This window comes from Phenylobacterium sp. (assembly GCF_030697925.1).
GTDB lineage: Bacteria > Pseudomonadota > Alphaproteobacteria > Caulobacterales > Caulobacteraceae > Phenylobacterium.
Map to the genome: position 1 here is coordinate 26,323 of NZ_JAUYOJ010000034.1, position 17,098 is coordinate 43,420.

Sequence of the window (17,098 nt, forward strand, 5' to 3'; positions counted from 1 at the left end):
ACAGTCTGTTGCAAATACCAGTTTTGGCCCCAAAATTCAATGTGCTATTGCGCCGCGGCAAGGCCGTGAGGCGGCTTCTCCAGCGCATCGACCGGCCGAGTTCTGGCGGTGAATCGGGATCGAAATGTGACCAATGGCCAAGCTCGACCGGCCGCCAGGTCAGATGGCGAGATACAATTTCCGCGCGAGGGTCTCGATCTCGTTGCGGATCGATCCCGCCGAGCCCTTGATCAAAGCCGAGACCCCCCGGCGGGCGGCTTCGCGGTCGCAGGACAGCACCATCTGCTTGACCGGCCCGATCCCGGCCGGCGGCATGGAGAGCCGGTCGAAACCCAACGCCACGAGGACGAAGGCCTCCAGCGGCCGGCCGGCCATCTCGCCACAGACAGAGACGGGCGTGCCGGTCTCGGCGCAGGCTCGCTGGATCGCCTCCAGGGCGCGCAGGGCCGGCGGCGACAGGAAGTCGTAGCGGTCGGCCACCCGCGGGTTCCCCCGGTCGGCGGCGAACAGGTACTGCATCAGGTCGTTGGTGCCGACGCTGACGAAGTCGGTCATCGGCAGCAGGGCGTCCAGGTGCCAGATCAGGGCCGGGGCCTCGATCATGGCGCCGACGTCCAGCCGCGAGGGAGCCGGCCGGCCGCGGCGCTGGGCCCAGGCCACCTCGTGGTCGACGAGGGCGCGGGCGGCGCGGAACTCGTCGACGCTGGCCACCAGCGGGAACATGATCCGCAGCGACCGGCCGCGCGAGGCGGCGATCAGGGCGCGGAGCTGCAGGCGCAGCAGCCCTGGCCGGTCCAGTCCCATGCGGATGGCGCGCCAGCCCAGGGCCGGGTTCTCTTCACGCTCGGCCTCCATGTACGGGAGGATCTTGTCGCCGCCGAGGTCGAGCGTGCGGAAGGTCACCGGCATGTCGCCGGCGGCGTCCATCACCCGGCCGTAGAGCGCCGTCTGGGCGTTGAAGCGCGGCATCTCCTCGGCGACCATGAACTGGAATTCGGTGCGGAACAGGCCGATGCCCTCCGCCCCGGTCTCGGCCAGGATGTCGAGGTCGACGTCGAGGCCGGCGTTCATCAACAGGGTGATCTTGGCGCCGTCACGGGTGAAAGCCGGCGTGTCGCGCAGCTTGGCGAACTCGGCGCGGCGCTGCAGGCGGACTTCGAGCCGGGCCTTGAAGGCCTTCACCACGTCGAGGCGCGGACGTAGATAGGCCTCGCCGGTTTCGGCGTCGACGATCACCGCGTCGCCCTCCGAAACCCGGTCGCGCAGGCCCGAAAGCCGGCCGACGCAGGGAATATCCAGGGCGCGGGCGACGATGGCCGCGTGGCTGGCCGAGGAGCCTTCCTCCAGCAACAGGCCCTTCAGCTTGGTACGGTCGTATTCCAGCAGGTCGGCGGGGCCGAGGTTGCGGGCGATCAGGATGGCGTTCTCGGGCAGCTCCCGGGCCGAATGGGCGTCGCCTGACAGGTGGCGCAGCAACCGGTCGGCCAGGTCCTCGAAGTCGTGCAGCCGTTCGCGCAAATAGGGGTCGCGGGCCTGGCCCAGGCGCGCGCGGTGCTCGGAACGCACCCGCTCCACGGCCGCCTCGGCGGTCAGGCCATTGCGCACCGCGTCTTCCAGGCCGCGGTTCCAGCCACGGTCGTGGGCGAACATCCGGTAGGTGTCGAGCACCTCATAGGAGACGTCGGCCAGCAGGCCGTGCTGGCCGTCCAGCATCTCGTCGATCTGGGCCTGCAGGCTGGCGATCGCGGTGTTGAGCCGCGCCTCCTCGGCGACCACGTCGTCGGCCAGCAGTTGCGAGGGCGCCACGGGCGGTTCGTGCAGGACCGCCACGCCCAGGGCCAGGCCGTCGGCGAACTTGGCGCCCTTCAGCCGCTCGGGCTTGTGCGGCGCGAGTTCGACGCCCTTCAGCTCGCCCTCGGAGATCAGCTCGCCGCCGGCCACCATCTCGGCCAGGACCATGGCGACGATCTGCAGGTCCTCGACCTCGTCGTCGACATAGACCCGCTCGGTGCGGTTCTGCACCACCAGCACCCCGATGGCCCGGCCACCGCGCAGCAGGGGCACGCCCAGGAAGGCGTGGAACGGGTCCTCGCCGGTCTCCGGGCGGTACGAGAAGGCCGGATGGTTCGGGGCGTCCGACAGGTTGAGCGGCCGGCCCAGGCGCATGATCTCGCCCACCAGGCCCTCGCCCGGCTTCATGCGAGTGACGTGGACAGCTTCGGGGTCAAGGCCCTCAGTGGCGAACAGCTCGATGTCGCCGGCCGCGCGGCGCATGTAGAGCGAGCAGACCTCGGCCACCATCGAGCGGGCGATGATCCGCACCACCATGTCGAGGCGCGCCTGCGCGGGTCCGCCCGACGCCAGAGCCTCGCGGATCTGACGCAGCAGGCTCCGCTGCCCCCGGATGGCGACGCCCTGTAAGGCCATCGGCCGTTTCTCTCCCTCGTTCAGTCCGCTCCTAGCAGCTTTGGATGTCGGAACGGAGATGGAAAAGCGGTCCTAGCGTCAACGTGAGACGCGACCGAGCAGTTCGATCAGCTCGCCGGCCTTTTTGCGCTGTTCCTGAACATCGCCGCTGATAATGGCCCCTTCGATGCAGTGGCTCAGGTGATCCTTCAGCATCTCGGCCTCCACGCGCGACAGGGCCGCGCGCACCGCCTGCAGCTGGGTGAGGATGTCGATGCAGTAGCGATCCTCCTCCACCATGCGCGCGATCCCGCGCACCTGGCCTTCGACCCGGCTCAGGCGGTTGAGCAGTCTGGGTTTGTCGTCGCGCTTCATCCGGATGTCCTCTCGCCGCGGAAATCATACCCTCATGGGGTAATTGCAATATGCCCCATGGGGGTATATGTGGCCAGGTGAAATCGAGAACGAGCGGAGGTTGCGCCATGTCGCGTCATCATCACGACCACGATCACGGCGCTGACGGTCATGCCGCGCACCTGGCCATCGATCCGGTCTGCGGCATGAGCGTCGACACCACGGCGGGAAAACCGTTCGCCGAGCACGACGGCGCCACCTTCCACTTCTGCTCTGCCGGGTGCAGGACCAAGTTCACCGCCGACCCCGAGCGCTACCTGGCGCCCCGCGAGCCCGATCCGCCGACGCCTCCCGGGACCATCTACACCTGTCCCATGCACCCCGAGATCCGCCAGGTGGGGCCGGGCGCCTGCCCGATCTGCGGCATGGCCCTGGAGCCCGAGGTGTTTTCGCCCGAGGCCGGACCCAATCCGGAGATCTCCGACTTCAGCCGCCGGTTCTGGGTGGGGTTGGTGCTGACTGCGCCGCTGCTCGCGCTGGAGATGGGCGGCCATCTGGGCCTTGCCCTGCCGGTTCCACATGACTGGGGCCCATGGCTGCAGTTCCTGCTCGGTACGCCTGTGGTGCTGTGGGCCGGGGCGCCGTTCTTCGCCCGCGGCTGGGCTTCCGTGATCAGCCGCAACCTCAACATGTTCACCCTGATCGCGCTCGGAACCGGGGTCGCCTGGGCGTTCAGCACCCTGGCCCTGCTGGCGCCGGGCCTGGTCCCGGCGGCCTTCCGCGACGCCCACGGGACGCCGCCGCTCTATTTCGAGGCCGCCGCGGTGATCGTCGTCCTGGTGCTGATGGGACAGCTTCTTGAGTTGCGGGCCCGCGAACGGACGTCGGACGCCCTTCGCGCCCTGATGGACCTGGCGCCTAGCACCGCGCTGCGGGTCCGGGACGGACGGGATGAGGAGGTCGAGGTGGGCGACATCCATCCCGGCGACCTGCTGCGGGTCCGTCCGGGCGAGAAGATTCCGGTGGACGGCGTGGTGGTCGAGGGCCGCGCCGCGGTCGACGAGAGCCTGATAACGGGCGAATCCATGCCGGTGACCAAGGCGCCGGACGATCCCGTCACCGCCGGCGCCGTCAACACCACCGGTGGCTTCGTCATGCGGGCCGAGCGGGTCGGCGCCGAAACCGTCCTGGCCCAGATCGTCCAGATGGTGGCCGCCGCCCAGCGCAGCCGCGCACCGATCCAGCGTCTGGCCGATCGGGTCTCCGGGTGGTTCGTGCCCGCCGTCGTCGCCGTGGCGGCGCTCGCCTTCGCCGTCTGGGCCATGATCGGCCCGGAGCCGCGCCTGGCCTACGCCCTGGTCGCCGCCGTCTCGGTGCTGATCATCGCCTGTCCCTGCGCGCTCGGCCTGGCCACGCCCATCTCGATCATGGTGGGCGTCGGGCGCGGCGCGCGCTCCGGCGTGCTGATCAAGGACGCCGAGGCCCTGGAGCGGCTGGAGAAGGTCGACACACTGGTGGTGGACAAGACCGGCACCCTCACCGAGGGCCGGCCGAAGGTGACCGCCATTCGGCCCGCGCCTGGCTTCGAAGAGTCCGAGTTGCTGCGCCTGGCCGCGAGCTTGGAGCGCTCCAGCGAACACCCGCTGGCCCGGGCCATCGTCGCCGCGGCGGAGGGGATCGAGCTGTCGGAGGCGAGCGAGTTCGACTCGCCGGTCGGCAAGGGCGTGCTCGGGCGCGTAGGCGGGCGTGAAGTTCTCATCGGCAGCGCGGCCTTCCTAGGCGAACGGGACGTCCTCGCCGCCGCGCCGCACGCCGACGCCCTGCGGGCGGAAGGCGCCACCGTGGTCCTGGTCGGCGTCGACGGGCGTTTCGCCGGGCTGATCGCCATCGCCGATCCGATCAAGAGTTCGGCCGCGGCGGCCATCGCCGCCCTGCACGCGCGCGGCGTGCGGATCGTCATGCTGACCGGCGACAACGCCGTCACCGCCAGCGCCGTGGCGGCCAAGCTCGGCATCGACGACGTGCAGGCCGAGGTCTCCCCCGCCGACAAGGCCGAAGCGGTTCGGAAGCTGAAGGCCGAGGGCCGCGTGGTCGCCATGGCTGGCGACGGCGTGAACGACGCCCCGGCGCTCGCCGTGGCTGACGTGGGCGTGGCCATGGGCGCCGGGGCCGACGTGGCCAAGGAGAGCGCCGGCGTCACCCTGCTGGGCGGCGATCTGGCAGGCCTGGACCGCGCCATCCGGCTCTCGCGGGCGACCATGGGCAACATCCGCCAGAACCTGGTCTTCGCCTTCGCCTATAACCTGGCGGGCGTGCCGGTGGCGGCGGGTCTGCTCTACCCGACCTTCGGCCTGCTGCTCTCGCCGGCCATCGCGGCCCTGGCCATGTCGCTCTCCTCGGTGAGCGTGGTGGGCAACGCCCTGCGGTTGCGAGCCCTGAAGCTCTAGCGTCGCGGGCCGCGGGCGCCCATAGTCGCGCCCAAGAACAAGCTGCGTCTGGGGAGGCGACGATGCGGAAGACCTGGCTGCCGTTTGCGGTGGGCGTTTTGCTGATCCTGGCCGGATCGTTGCTGGCCAACGCGATCCAGACCTCCGGCGGCGTGACCGTGAAGGATGTGCGCTTCCCGGGCGACAAGGGCACGACCCTGTCGGCCCTGATCTACACCCCGCCCGGCGCCAGCGCGGCCAAGCCCGCGCCGGCGGTCCTGGTCAGCCACGGCTACATCAACACCCGCGAGATGCAGTCGGCCTTCGCCATCGAGCTGGCCCGACGCGGCTTCGTGGTCCTGGCCATGGACCAGTCGGGGCACGGCTATTCCACCGGCATCGTCGGCAGCAACGACTTCGGCGGCCCCGCGGCCCTGCGCTATCTCAAGAGCCTGCCCCAGGTGGACAAGGCCAATATCGGCCTGGAAGGCCACAGCCTGGGCGGCGGCCCGGTGGTGGGGGCCGCGGCCTCGGATCCGGGCGGCTACAGGTCCGCTGTCCTGGTGGGCTCGACCCCGGCGATCGGCGCGGTGTTCGGCAGCCAGGCCAAGGTCGAACTGCGCAACCTCGCACTGGTGTTCGGCGGCTATGACGAGTTCGCCCAGCTGATGTGGCAGGTGGAGCGGGGCTCCGACGTCGCCAAGTCCAAGGCCATGAAGGCGCTGTTCGGCACCACGACCCCCGTGGTCGAGGGCCGGGTCTATGGCGACCTCAAGGCGGGCACGGCCCGGGTCCTGTACAACCCGGCCATCACCCATCCGTGGGAGCATTTCTCCGTAGCGGGCGTGGCGCCGGCCCTCGACTGGTTCCAGCAGACCCTGGACGGCGAGGCCAATCCCTTGCCGCCGACCCAGCAGGTCTGGTTCTGGAAGGAGGTCGGCACCCTGGTGGCCTTCGCGGGCCTGGTGGCGCTGATGCTGGGGACCTTCCAGCTGCTGCTGGCGGCCCCGTGGCTCTCGGGCCTCGCTCAGCCGGCCGCGCCCGTGGCCGAGAAGCGGGACCGCCGCTGGTGGCTGGCTTTCGTCCTGACGGCGGCGATCCCCGCGATCACCTTCTTCCCGTTGATGAAGGTCGGTCAGCTGTTCTTCCCGATCCCGGGCTTCCCGCAGTGGATCACCAACCAGCTGCTGGTCTGGGCCCTGGCCAACGCCGCGATCACCCTAGTGCTCGGTCTGGTGCTGAAATCCGCCAAGCCCGCCTTCGCGACCCAATGGCTGAAGAGCGCCGCCATCGCCGTGGCCACAGTGGGGGTCGGTTACGCCTCCCTGGCCCTGGTCGACGGCCTCTGGCACGTCGACTACCGGTTCTGGGTGCTGGGCCTGAAGCCGCTGGACGGACTGCACCTCACCTATGCGCTGGCCTACCTGCCGCTGTGGACGGCCTTCTTTCTGGTCGCCCTGCGGGCCCTGCACGCCAACCTGGGACGGAAGGGGGAAGGAAAGGGCCAGTACCTGGCCGCCGCGCTCGCCATGTGCCTGGGCTTCGTTGTCCTGCTGAGCGTCCAGTACGCTAGCCTGTTCGCGACTGGCGTCCTGTCCATGGCCGAGCCGCTGAACACCATCGTCGGTATCCAGTTCGTGCCGCTGCTGGCCATCGTGGGCGTGATCGCGGTCTTCACGTACCGGCGGACCAATTCCTACGTCCCGGGCGCCCTGATCTGCGCCCTGTTCATCACCTGGTACGTGGTCTCCGGCACGGCGACGCATTGGTCGCCGGACTTCCAGCTGCCGATACCGGGACGCGGCTAAGGCTTGGCGACCCGCTTGGCCATCAGCAGGTCGGGCTTGCCGTAGCCGTTGGCGTCGGGGATCAGGCCCACGGGCTCGTAGCCGTGACGGCGGTAGAAGAAGAACGCGTGGCCGCTGGTGGGCTCGATGGCCGCCAGCTTGGCGAGCGCGCCCGGAAAGACCTCGGCGGCGAACAGGCTGGTGCCGCCGATCTCATCGTCCGTGCCGAGATAGACGGTGAGCTTGCCCATGGCGGCGGCCCGCGCCTCCAGGGCCGCCAGCAAGGCCGCGCCGACGCCCTTGGCCTGGTGCGCCGGATCGACGACCATCGGGTGCAGTTCGACGGCCTTGGGATAGCTGTCGATACCGCCGACGAAGCCCACGACCACTCCCTCGATCAAGGCGGCCAGGGCGAACCGATCGGGATCTTCGAAGAAGGTGGTCACCTCGGCGTCGGCCGCCTCGCCCTGATAGGCGCCGATGGGCGCGAAGCCGGCGCGCATCACCTGTGCGGCCTGGGCGCGCTGGTCGTTGGTCAGGGCTGGGAAGTCGACGATGTCCATGGGGTCACGACATAGGCGCAGCGCCGCGCCCCCGCCAGGATGTGCTCGGCGCGTTCGACCCTGGCCGGGGCCAGCATCATCTGGAACAGGGTCAGCTCCGAGCGGCAGAACCCCTGGCAGGCGCTGGCCGCCGCACAGATCGGGCAATGGTTCTCGATCAGCAGGTAGGCGCCGTCCTCGCGCCGGCTCCACTCGGCCATGTAGCCTTCGGCGGCCCGGATCTGGGCCAGGCGCTCCAGGCGCTCTTCGAGGGCGACCGCGCCGTCCAAGGCCTTGGCGTAGCCGGCCTCCGTGGCCGCCTCGCGGCGCTTGATCAGCCGGTCCAGCCCTTTGTCGCCGAACTCGCCGCGCACCGCCTCGATCAGCTCGACGGTCATCTGGGCGTGGGTGTCCGGGAACCGCTGGTTTCCCAAGGCGGTCAGCGACCACGAGCGGCGGGGCCGGCCCACGCCCATGCGCTCGGTGGCATGTTCGACCAGGCCCTCGGCGGCCAGGCGTTCCAGGTGTTGGCGCGCGGCCTGGCGTGTCACCGCGACGGCGGCGGCCACGTCCTTGGTCTGGACAGGCCCCCTGGTCTTGAGCTGCAACAGGATCTGGTCGGATGTCGTGTGCATTTGACAATCAGTACATTGCAAAATTTGCGGGCCGGGTCTACCTCGGATTTGTAAACTCGGAGATTGTCAAATGATGGCAGGGGCGCGGACGGACGGAAGCTGGGCCGATGTGCTGGGCGACGGCCGTCTGCCGCGCTTCGTCCTGATCTGCCTGGGCGTCTGGATCAGCGCCGCCGACTCGCTGGTCACCGCCACCATCATGCCCAGCGTCGGGGCCGACCTCGGCGGCTACGCCTATTTCGGCTGGGCGACGGCCGGGTTTCTGCTGGGCTCGGTGCTGGCCGGCGCCAGCTCGGGCCTGCTGGCCCTGCGCTTCGGCCTGCGCCGGGCCACGGCCGCCGCGGCCCTGCTCTACGCGGTGGGCTGCGCCCTGAGCGCGGCGGGCCCGGACATGGCGAGCTTCCTGGTCGGCCGGGTGCTGCAGGGCCTGGGCGGCGGTTGGGTGGTGGGCTTCTGCTCCGTCGCCATCGGCCTGATGTTCCCTGACCGCCTGTTGCCGCGGGTCTACGCGGCCGTCACCGGCGTCTGGGGGATCGCCAGTCTGCTCGGCCCCCTGATCGGCGGTATCTTCGCCGACCTCGACGCCTGGCGCTGGGTGTTCTGGCTATTCGCCATCCAGGCGCTGGGCGTGGCCTGGGCCGCCTGGGCGCTGCTGCCGGCCGACGGCAAGGCCGGCGACAGCCGCGTGGCCTGGCCGCAGCTCGGCCTGATCGCCGCGGGGGTCGGCGCCATCGGCCTGGCCGACATCGTCCACGACTTTGCCCGCTCCATCGGCCTCACGGCCCTGGGCCTAGGTCTGTTGATCGCCATGGTCGCCCTGGACGGCCGCGCGCCCGTGCGCCTGCTGCCCAAGGGATCGGGCGACCTGCGGACCATCGCCGGCTCGGGCTTCGCCGCCATGTTCCTGCTGACGGCCGCCTCGATGGGGTTCTCGATCTACGGCCCGGCGATCCTGCAGACCCTGGCCGGGCTCTCGGCCCTGGGCGCGGGCTACATCATCGCCGTCGAGGCCCTGGCCTGGACCGTGCTGGGCCTCGCCGTCGCCCACCTGACCGGACCCTGGCCCCAGCGGATGATCCGGGCCGGCGCGGTCATGGCGACCTTGGGCGTCATCGGCAGCGCCCTGGTCTTTCCAGGGGGTTCGGTTCCCGGGGTCGTGCTGGCCGGCATGTTCCTGGGCGGCGGATTCGGCCTGTCCTGGGCGTTCATGAGCCAGCGGCTGCTGGCCAGCCTGCCCGAGGGCGATGAGCGCGCGATCGGCGCGGCGGCCATGACCACGGTGCGTCTGACCGGCTCGGCGGTGGGGGCGGCGGCCTCGGCGGCGGTCGCCAATCTGGTCGGGTTCTCGGCCGGACTGTCCCCGGCCAGTGCGGTCTCGGCCGGGCTGTGGGTGTTCGTGGCTGTCGCCCCGGTCTCGATCCTGGGCGTCTGGGCCGCCTGGCGGCTCAGCGCGGACCGTCTCTAGAGCTGGTCCAGGCCGAAGCCGGCGTGCAGGGCGCGGACGGCCAGTTCGGTATAGGCCGCGTCGATCAGCACGCTGATCTTGATCTCGCTGGTGGAGATCACCTGGATGTTCACGCCCTTGTCGGCCAGGGCCTTGAACATGGTCTTGGCCACGCCAGTGTGGCTGCGCATGCCCACCCCGATCACCGAGACCTTCGCCACGTCCTCGTTCACCTGCACGTCGTCGAAGCCGATCTTCGGCTGGGCGGCGCGGACGATCTCAACGGCGCGCTGGGCGTCGCGCTTGCCGACCGTGAATTCCATGTTGGCGGTGTCGGCGGTGCGCGCGTGGCTCTGGACGATCATGTCCACGTTCACGTTGGCGTCGGCCAGGGCGCCGAAGATCTCCGACGACACGCCCGGATGGTCGGGCAGGCCGAAGAGGCTGATCTTCGCCTCGTCGCGGCTATAGGCGACGCCGCTCACGATCCGCTTTTCCATGATCTCTTCCTCGTCGCACACGATGGTGCCTTGGCCGGGCGCTTCGCCGGGCTCGACAAAACTGGACAACACTCGCACCGGCACGTTCTTGGCCATGGCGAGCTCGACCGAACGGGTCTGCAGCACCTTGGCGCCCAGGGACGCCATCTCCAGCATCTCCTCATAGGAGATCTTGTTGAGCTTGCGGGCCTTGCTCTCGATGCGCGGGTCGGTGGTGTAGACCCCGTCGACATCGGTGTAGATGTCGCAGCGGATGGCCTTCACCGCCGCGGCGATGGCCACGGCGCTGGTGTCCGAGCCGCCTCGGCCCAGGGTGGCGATGCGACCGTCGCGGGTCACGCCCTGGAAGCCGGCGATCACCGCCACCTCGCCGGCGTCGAGCGCCGCGGAAAGCTTCTCGGGCGGGATGTCGTCGATGCGGGCGCGGCCGTGGGCGTCGTCGGCGATGATCGGGATCTGCCAGCCCATCCAGGAGCGCGCAGGCAGTCCCATGTTGCGCAAGGTCATGGCCAGCAGGCCCGCCGTCACCTGTTCGCCCGAGGCGACCACGGTGTCGTATTCGTCGTCGGATGGGTTCAACCCTTGCGCCGCGGCGCCGGCGCCGTCGGTCCAGGCGACCAGTTCGTTGGTCTTGCCGGACATGGCCGAGACCACCACGGCCACGCGGTGCCCGGCCTCGACCTCGGCGGCGACCAGGCGGCCGACGCGCCGGATGCGCTCCAGGTCGGCCACGGACGTGCCGCCGAATTTCATCACCAGCCGGGACAGGGCGAGAGCTCCGCGTGAGGGAAAGGGCTGCGCCTCATAGCGGCGCGCGCCGCAGGGGGCAATGTCTGCCTTCCGCCCAGGTGAAAAGCGAGCTTTCCGGCAAGATGGCGCCCGCTGGCGGGCCTTCGTCGCATGGGGACTAGCGCGCCGCGCCGCGCGGGTGGAAAAGGGCGGCCATGACCGCCGCCGCCACCTCCATCGACCCGGAAGAGGTCGAGCGTTTCTCCCGGATCGCCGCCGAATGGTGGGATCCGCGGGGCAAATTCGCGCCGCTGCACAAGTTCAATCCTGTGCGGCTGTCGTTCATCCGCGAGCAGGCTCTGGTGCGCTTCGGCCGCGACGCTTCGGCGCGCAAACCTTTCGAGGGCCTGCGCCTGCTGGACATCGGCTGCGGCGGGGGCCTGCTCAGCGAGCCTATGACCCGGCTGGGATTCGCGGTGACCGGGGTCGACGCCTCGCAGCGCAACATCGGCACGGCCTCGGCCCATGCGGCCGAGCAGGGACTGTCAATCGACTACCGCGCCTCGACCGCCGAGGACCTGCTGGCCGCCGGCGAGCCGGCCTTCGACGTGATCCTCAACATGGAGGTGATCGAACACGTGGCCGATCCGCGCGCCTATCTGCGTGATTGCGCCGCGCTGCTGGCGCCCGGCGGCCTGATGATCGTGGCCACGCTGAACCGCACCCTGAAGGCCTTCGCCCTGGCCAAGGTCGGCGCCGAATACGTGCTGCGCTGGGTCCCGGCCGGCACCCATGACTGGAACAAGTTCCTCAAGCCCGCGGAACTGCGCGGCTTCCTCGAGGGGGAGCCGGTGGCGGTGCAGGGCCCGTTCGGCGTCGCCTATGATCCTCTGGGCGGACGTTGGTCCCGTTCGTCGGACTGCGACATCAACTACATGATGACGGTCACCCGCGACGTGGCGTAAAGAGCGCCCTCAAGGGGAAGTATCCATGCCTTCGATACGCGTGCTCAGTCACGCATTCCGCGCCTGGCGGCGCAATATGAAGTGGGCCAAGCACGAGCCCGAAACACCTTACCTCGCCGACCTGCTGTCCGGAGCGCCGGTCTGCCTGCATGTTGGGGCCAGCGACGGGCGCCACTCCTATGTGATGACCCAGGTCGCGCCCGACGCGCGCATCTACGCCTTCGAGCCGTCGGCCTTCACCTTCGAGGTGCTGAAACTCTGCCTGAAATGGCATGGGATCGCCGACCAGGTGACGCCGGTCCACGCCGCGGTCTCCGACATGCCAGGCGAACTGCTGCTGGTGACGCCGAAGAAGACCTCCGGCCGCATGGGTCGGGCCTACGCCTTCGTCGCCGAGGCGCCGCCGGAGGGCAAGGTGCGCCCCGACCTCGAGGATACCGGCGTCGAGATCCAGCCCACCCCGGTGGTGACCCTGGACGACTATTGCCGTCGCCATGGCGTGACCCGGGTCGACTTCATCCGCATGGATATCGAGGGCGCCGAGCAGAAGGCGCTGAAGGGCGCCGAGCACGTCATCGACCGGGATCTTCCCCACGTACTGCTGGAGATCCACCCGATCATGCTGGAGAGCCGGTTCGGCGGCTCGGCCGACGCGGTGGTCGATCTGTTCCGCTCGCGCGGCTACCGGATGTTCGCGCTGAACGGCGACCGGCTGGAGGAGCGCACCACCGTGGCGCCCGACGTGCCGTGGAAGGACTACTTCTTCGTCCATCCCGCGCGCGCCCCCAACCTTCCGGACGGCGTCTTCAAGGCCCGGATGGCGGCCTGAGCGGATGGCGGCTGCGGGTCCGGACGGAGTGTGGGTCTTCGACGGCGTCTGCAACTTCTGCTCCGGATCCGTTCGCCTGGCGCTGGCCCTGGACCGCGCTGGCGGCCTGAGGTTCACGCCGATCCAGTCGCAGTACGGCGAACTTCTGGCGAGATCGGCGGGGATTGATCCGCAGACACCCAACACCTTCCTGTTTTTTGATCATGGCCGCGTCCTTGGCGGATCGGACGCCGTGCTGGCCCTGGTTGGGCGGTTGCCGGCGCCCTGGCGGTGGGTGACGATCTTGCGCCTCGTGCCCAAGGCGATGCGAGACCGGGCTTATGACTGGATCGCGCGCAACCGGTATCGCCTGATGGGACGTCGCGCGACCTGCATGGTGCCCTCTCCGAATGTCCGGGCCAGGTTCATACTCGAACCACCAACCCCGTGACGCATCGCATCCTCCTGGTGGGCGCGACAGGCGCCTTCGGACGTCGGCTGGCGAGGCTGCTGGCCGTCATGCCAGGGATCGAGCTGGTGCTGGCGGCGCGACGGGAGGCCCCCTTGCAGGCCCTGGCCGCTGAGCTGGGGTCGGGCGTTCAGATCGCCGCCTTCGACCGTGAGCGTCCCGAGACGCTCACGGTCCATCGTCCCTGGGCGGTGGTCGACGCTGCTGGACCCTTCCAGCGCAGCGACCTGCGCCTGCCCCGCGCAGCTATCGCCTGCGGCGCCCACTATGTCGACCTCTCCGACGCCCGCGACTTCGTGGCCGGCTTTCCGGACGCCCTCGGCGCGGAGGCCCGCGCCGCCGGCGTGCTGGCGGTCGCCGGCGCGAGCTCGACTCCGGCTCTGTCCAACGCCGTGCTGGACCGGCTGACCGCCGACTGGCGCGCCGTCGACCAGGTCACCGTGGCGATCTCCCCAGGCGCCAGGGCGCCGCGCGGCCTCTCCGTGATGCAGGCGATCCTCTCCTATGTCGGTCAGCCCGTGCGGCTGTTCACGGGCGGCCGCTGGCGCGACGCCCCGGGTTGGAGCGGCGTGCGGCGCCTAGACTTCCCAGGCCTCGGATCTCGCCTGGCGTCCCTGTGCGAGACCCCCGACCTCGACATCCTCCCGGCGCGGTTCGCGGTCCGGCGCGAGGCGCGGTTCATGGCGGGGCTGGAGTTGGCGCCGCTGCATCTTGGCCTCTGGCTCTTGTCGTTCGCCGTCCGCTGGCGGCTGCTGACTTCGCTCGCGCCGCTCTCACGCCCGCTGCTATGGGCTGCGGGCCTCGTGGCGGGCCTGGGCTCGGATCGTGGCGGCATGCTGGTCGCCGCGAACGGTGAAGGACCGGACGGCGGCCGCGTCGCCGCCAGGTGGGGCCTCTGGGCGGAGGACGACGCCGGGCCGTATGTGCCGGTCGCCGCCGCGGCGGCCATGCTGCGCGGCCTGGCCAATGGCGAGATCGGCGCGCGGGGCGCTCGGGCCTGTGTCGGTCTGCTGACCCTTGAGCAGATACTGGCCGAATTGGCCCACCTGCCGATCTTCACCCGCGTTGACGCGGCCTCGCCCGGCCATCCCTCGCTGCTGCGGCGCGTGCTGGGGTCGCGGGTCGAGGCCCTGCCGGTCCGCGTCGCCCGGGTGCATGCGGGCCAGGAGCGGGCGACCTTCCATGGCCGGGGCAGGGCGCGCGGTTCGCGCTCGCCGCCCGCACGGTTGGCGCGGGCTTTCGGCGGCCTGCCCGAGCCCGGCGACTATCCGAACCTAAAGGTCGACATCGTTCCCGACGCCACCGGAGAAACCTGGACTCGGCGGTTCGGCGCGCGCGCCTTTCGTTCGCGGCTCGCAAGCCTCCCCGCCGTCGGCGAATTCGAGGAGCGGGTCTGGCCGCTGGCCTTCGCCTTCAGGAGCGACCTCGCGCCGGATGGTTTCCGCTGGCGGCTCCTGCGCTGGCGCCTGGGTCCGTTGAGGCTGCCCATGATCTTGGCGCCGCGCATCCGCGCGATCACCTTCGCCCGCGACGGTGTTTACCGGTTCAGGGTTCTGGTGGCCCATCCGGCCTTGGGGACCATCTTCGCCTATGCGGGGCGCCTGGAGCCGTAGATCGCGTTGCCGCCGGCCGGATCAGTCCGGGAACTGGATCAGGGCGTCGAATTTCTCGCGCCGCCGCATCGCCTGCAGCGGCGCGGTGTCGGCATAGACGATCTCCTCGATCACCTTACCGTTGCGCAGGGTCAGCTTGTCGACGCCGCGCCAGGTGACGACATGCTCGCCGTACTTGTTCGAGCTCTCCCACTCGATCACGACCACATCGCCGCGCGAGGTCCAGTCGATCAGCTTCCAGGTCAGGTCCGGCGCATTGGCCTTGGTCAGGTCGTTGAGCTTGCCGATCTCGTCGCCCCGGATCACGCGGTTGGCGAAGGGGTAGTGTAGCTTGCCCTCGGCGTGCCAGAGCGCGAGAAACGCCTGGCCGTCCTTGGCGGCCCAGGCCGCGGCGAACCTGTCGACGAACGCCTGCTTGTCGGTCTCGTTCATTGCTATCCTCCGATGCGATGCCCGAGCCATAGGCGGGCCGCGCTCCGTCGTCTGGCGCGATACGGACTCAACCCCCGGCGCGGGGGGCTCGCGGCTGGGCTGCGCGACCGCCGCCGGCGCCGTGAGCGCCAGGGCGAGTAGGAAGGGCGCCGCGCCTAGGGTTGTCCTGTTCATCGTCTCACCTGTTTCCAATGGAAACGGCGATGTACCCGTTCGGCCAAGGCGAGGCTGGCGGCGTTCGGACTCAACCTGTCACCCGGCGCGCCCGGCGCCTCTCACGGGGCGCCTAGCGCGCTCTGGCGCCTCGCCCTAGGTTCACCTGAACAACGATAAGGGAGAAGGTCGCCGATGCTGGCTCTGATGATGGACCGGGCGCTGAGCCTGCCGTCGATCCTGGAATACGCCGCGACCTATCATGGCGACCGCGAGGTGGTGACCCGCACCCTCGAGGGCCCGATCCACCGCTACACCTATGCCGAGGCCCTGGTCCGGGCCAAGCGCATGGCCAATGCGCTCACCGCACTGGGCGTGAAGCCCGGCGACCGGGTGGCGACCCTGGCCTGGAGCACCTATCGCCACTTCGAGCTCTACTATGCCGTCTCCGGGATCGGGGCGATCCTGCACACCATCAATCCGCGGCTGCATCCGGACCAGGTGGCCTGGGTGGCCAACCACGCCGAGGACTCGGTCCTGCTGTTCGACATCAGCTTCGGCGAGCTGGTGGGCGAACTGGCCCCCAAGCTCGCAACCGTGAAGACCTTCGTGGCCATGACCGACCGCGCGCACCTGCCGGCGGAGGCTCCCGCCGGGACCCTGGTCTATGAGGAACTGATCGAGGCCCATTCCCCGGACTTCGACTGGCCGGAGCTGGACGAGCGGCAGGCCTCGGGCCTCTGCTACACCTCCGGCACCACGGGCAATCCGAAGGGCGTTCTCTACGGCCACCGTTCGACGGTGCTGCACGCCATGGCCCTGGTGGCGCCCGACGCCTTCGACCTCTCGGCCCGCGACGCCGTCCTGCCCTGCGCCCAGATGTACCACGCCAACGCCTGGTGCACGCCCTACGCCGCCCCGCTTGTGGGGGCCAAGCTGATCCTGCCCGGACGCCACTTGGACGGTCCGTCGGTCTGCGAGCTGGCGGTCGCCGAGCAGGCGAGCTTCCTGTTGGGCGTGCCGACCATCTGGGTGGGGGTGCTGGATCACCTGGACAAGACCGGCCAGAAGCTCACCAGCGTACGCAATGTCGCTATCGGCGGCTCGGCGCCCACCGCCACCCTGATGCGGCGGGTGGAGGCGCAGCTCGGGGCCACGGTGCGCCAGATCTGGGGCATGACCGAGACCAGCCCCATGGGGGTGATCAACACCCCGCTGCCGCGGCACGCCGCCGAGGACGCGGACGCCGGCTACGCCCGCAAGCTGAAGCAGGGCCGTGGCATGTTCGGGGTCGAACTGCGGATCATGGGCGACGACGGAACAGTCCAGCCGCGCGACGGGGTCAGCGTCGGCGCCCTGCAGGTGCGCGGGCCGTGGGTCTCGTCGGCCTACTACAAGAATGACGGCGCCGAGGTGTTCCTGAAGGACGGCTGGTTCGACACCGGCGACATCGGGACCATCGATCCCGAGGGCTATCTGCGGCTCACCGACCGGGCCAAGGACGTGATCAAGTCGGGCGGGGAGTGGATATCCACCCTGGACCTGGAGGACGCGGTCTCGTCCCACCCGGCGGTGGCGCTCGCGGCCGCCGTCGGCGTACCCCATCCCAGGTGGGACGAGCGCCCGCTGCTGCTGGTCACCCTGCGCCCCGGCCAGAGCGTGGACCCCGAGGTCCTAAAGGCCCACGTGGCCGAGCGAGTGGCCAAATGGTGGATCCCCGACGAGGTGCGGATCGTCGACGAACTGCCCATCGGGCCCACCGGAAAAGTGCTGAAACGCGAACTGCGTAACCAGATCGCCACCCTCTCCTGAAACAATCTTGACCGGGAGCGAAC

General features: G+C 69.9%; 14 protein-coding genes. 8 read left to right on the top strand and 6 right to left on the bottom strand.

Features of this window, described 5'->3' with window-relative positions:
• Positions 1 to 159 precede the first annotated feature (159 nt).
• Together ptsP and Q8Q88_RS03850 are read right to left on the bottom strand one after the other, a co-directional pair.
• On the bottom strand, positions 160 to 2,427 hold the full coding sequence (gene ptsP / locus Q8Q88_RS03845; protein WP_305673879.1) for a phosphoenolpyruvate--protein phosphotransferase: 2,268 nt from the start codon (positions 2,425 to 2,427) through the stop codon (positions 160 to 162).
• A gap of 78 nt (positions 2,428 to 2,505) precedes the next feature.
• A complete protein-coding gene (locus tag Q8Q88_RS03850) occupies positions 2,506 to 2,781 on the bottom strand; it encodes a metal-sensitive transcriptional regulator (RefSeq protein WP_305673880.1) in 276 nt (91 codons plus the stop codon).
• Between the two features lie 107 nt (positions 2,782 to 2,888).
• Here Q8Q88_RS03850 and Q8Q88_RS03855 point away from each other — a divergent pair, with 107 nt between their 5' ends.
• Complete coding sequence (locus Q8Q88_RS03855; RefSeq protein ID WP_305673881.1) at positions 2,889 to 5,207, top strand: heavy metal translocating P-type ATPase; 2,319 nt, start codon at positions 2,889 to 2,891, stop codon at positions 5,205 to 5,207.
• 62 nt (positions 5,208 to 5,269) lie between these two features.
• Complete coding sequence (locus Q8Q88_RS03860; protein ID WP_305673882.1) at positions 5,270 to 6,994, top strand: alpha/beta hydrolase; 1,725 nt, start codon at positions 5,270 to 5,272, stop codon at positions 6,992 to 6,994.
• On the opposite strand, the gene Q8Q88_RS03865 is transcribed toward Q8Q88_RS03860, so the two are convergent.
• Positions 6,991 to 7,536 carry a GNAT family N-acetyltransferase gene (locus Q8Q88_RS03865; RefSeq protein WP_305673883.1) on the bottom strand — a complete coding sequence of 182 codons (546 nt, stop codon included), beginning with the start codon at positions 7,534 to 7,536 and terminating at the stop codon, positions 6,991 to 6,993. The genes Q8Q88_RS03860 and Q8Q88_RS03865 overlap by 4 nt on opposite strands.
• The gene (locus Q8Q88_RS03870) at positions 7,509 to 8,150 is read right to left on the bottom strand and encodes a metalloregulator ArsR/SmtB family transcription factor (protein ID WP_305673884.1); all 642 of its coding nucleotides are present in this window, start codon (positions 8,148 to 8,150) and stop codon (positions 7,509 to 7,511) included. Before Q8Q88_RS03870 ends, Q8Q88_RS03865 begins: the two co-directional genes overlap by 28 nt.
• Before the next feature lie 70 nt (positions 8,151 to 8,220).
• On the opposite strand from Q8Q88_RS03870, the gene Q8Q88_RS03875 reads away from it, so the two are divergent.
• A complete protein-coding gene (locus Q8Q88_RS03875) occupies positions 8,221 to 9,615 on the top strand; it encodes an MFS transporter (RefSeq protein ID WP_305673885.1) in 1,395 nt (464 codons plus the stop codon).
• Here Q8Q88_RS03875 and Q8Q88_RS03880 read toward each other — a convergent pair.
• Complete coding sequence (locus Q8Q88_RS03880) at positions 9,612 to 10,862, bottom strand: aspartate kinase (protein ID WP_305673903.1); 1,251 nt, start codon at positions 10,860 to 10,862, stop codon at positions 9,612 to 9,614. The genes Q8Q88_RS03875 and Q8Q88_RS03880 overlap by 4 nt on opposite strands.
• 176 nt (positions 10,863 to 11,038) lie before the next feature.
• On the opposite strand from Q8Q88_RS03880, the gene ubiG reads away from it, so the two are divergent.
• Genes ubiG through Q8Q88_RS03900 form a run of 4 tightly spaced genes read left to right on the top strand, consistent with a single transcriptional unit; the run spans position 11,039 to position 14,678 of the window.
• A complete protein-coding gene (gene ubiG, locus Q8Q88_RS03885) occupies positions 11,039 to 11,788 on the top strand; it encodes a bifunctional 2-polyprenyl-6-hydroxyphenol methylase/3-demethylubiquinol 3-O-methyltransferase UbiG (protein WP_305673886.1) in 750 nt (249 codons plus the stop codon).
• A gap of 25 nt (positions 11,789 to 11,813) precedes the next feature.
• The gene (locus Q8Q88_RS03890) at positions 11,814 to 12,617 is read left to right on the top strand and encodes an FkbM family methyltransferase (RefSeq protein ID WP_305673887.1); all 804 of its coding nucleotides are present in this window, start codon (positions 11,814 to 11,816) and stop codon (positions 12,615 to 12,617) included.
• Between the two features lie 4 nt (positions 12,618 to 12,621).
• Positions 12,622 to 13,047, top strand: coding sequence for a thiol-disulfide oxidoreductase DCC family protein (locus tag Q8Q88_RS03895; protein ID WP_305673888.1), 426 nt, complete (start codon positions 12,622 to 12,624; stop codon positions 13,045 to 13,047).
• Positions 13,044 to 14,678, top strand: coding sequence for a DUF4166 domain-containing protein (locus Q8Q88_RS03900; protein WP_305673889.1), 1,635 nt, complete (start codon positions 13,044 to 13,046; stop codon positions 14,676 to 14,678). Before Q8Q88_RS03895 ends, Q8Q88_RS03900 begins: the two co-directional genes overlap by 4 nt.
• Positions 14,679 to 14,699: 21 nt before the next feature.
• Here the strand turns inward: Q8Q88_RS03900 and Q8Q88_RS03905 are convergent, their stop codons facing one another.
• The gene (locus Q8Q88_RS03905) at positions 14,700 to 15,110 is read right to left on the bottom strand and encodes a nuclear transport factor 2 family protein (protein WP_305673890.1); all 411 of its coding nucleotides are present in this window, start codon (positions 15,108 to 15,110) and stop codon (positions 14,700 to 14,702) included.
• Positions 15,111 to 15,458: 348 nt separating this feature from the next.
• Here Q8Q88_RS03905 and Q8Q88_RS03910 point away from each other — a divergent pair, with 348 nt between their 5' ends.
• Positions 15,459 to 17,075, top strand: coding sequence for a long-chain fatty acid--CoA ligase (locus Q8Q88_RS03910; protein WP_305673891.1), 1,617 nt, complete (start codon positions 15,459 to 15,461; stop codon positions 17,073 to 17,075).
• The last annotated feature ends 23 nt before the right edge of the window (positions 17,076 to 17,098 follow it).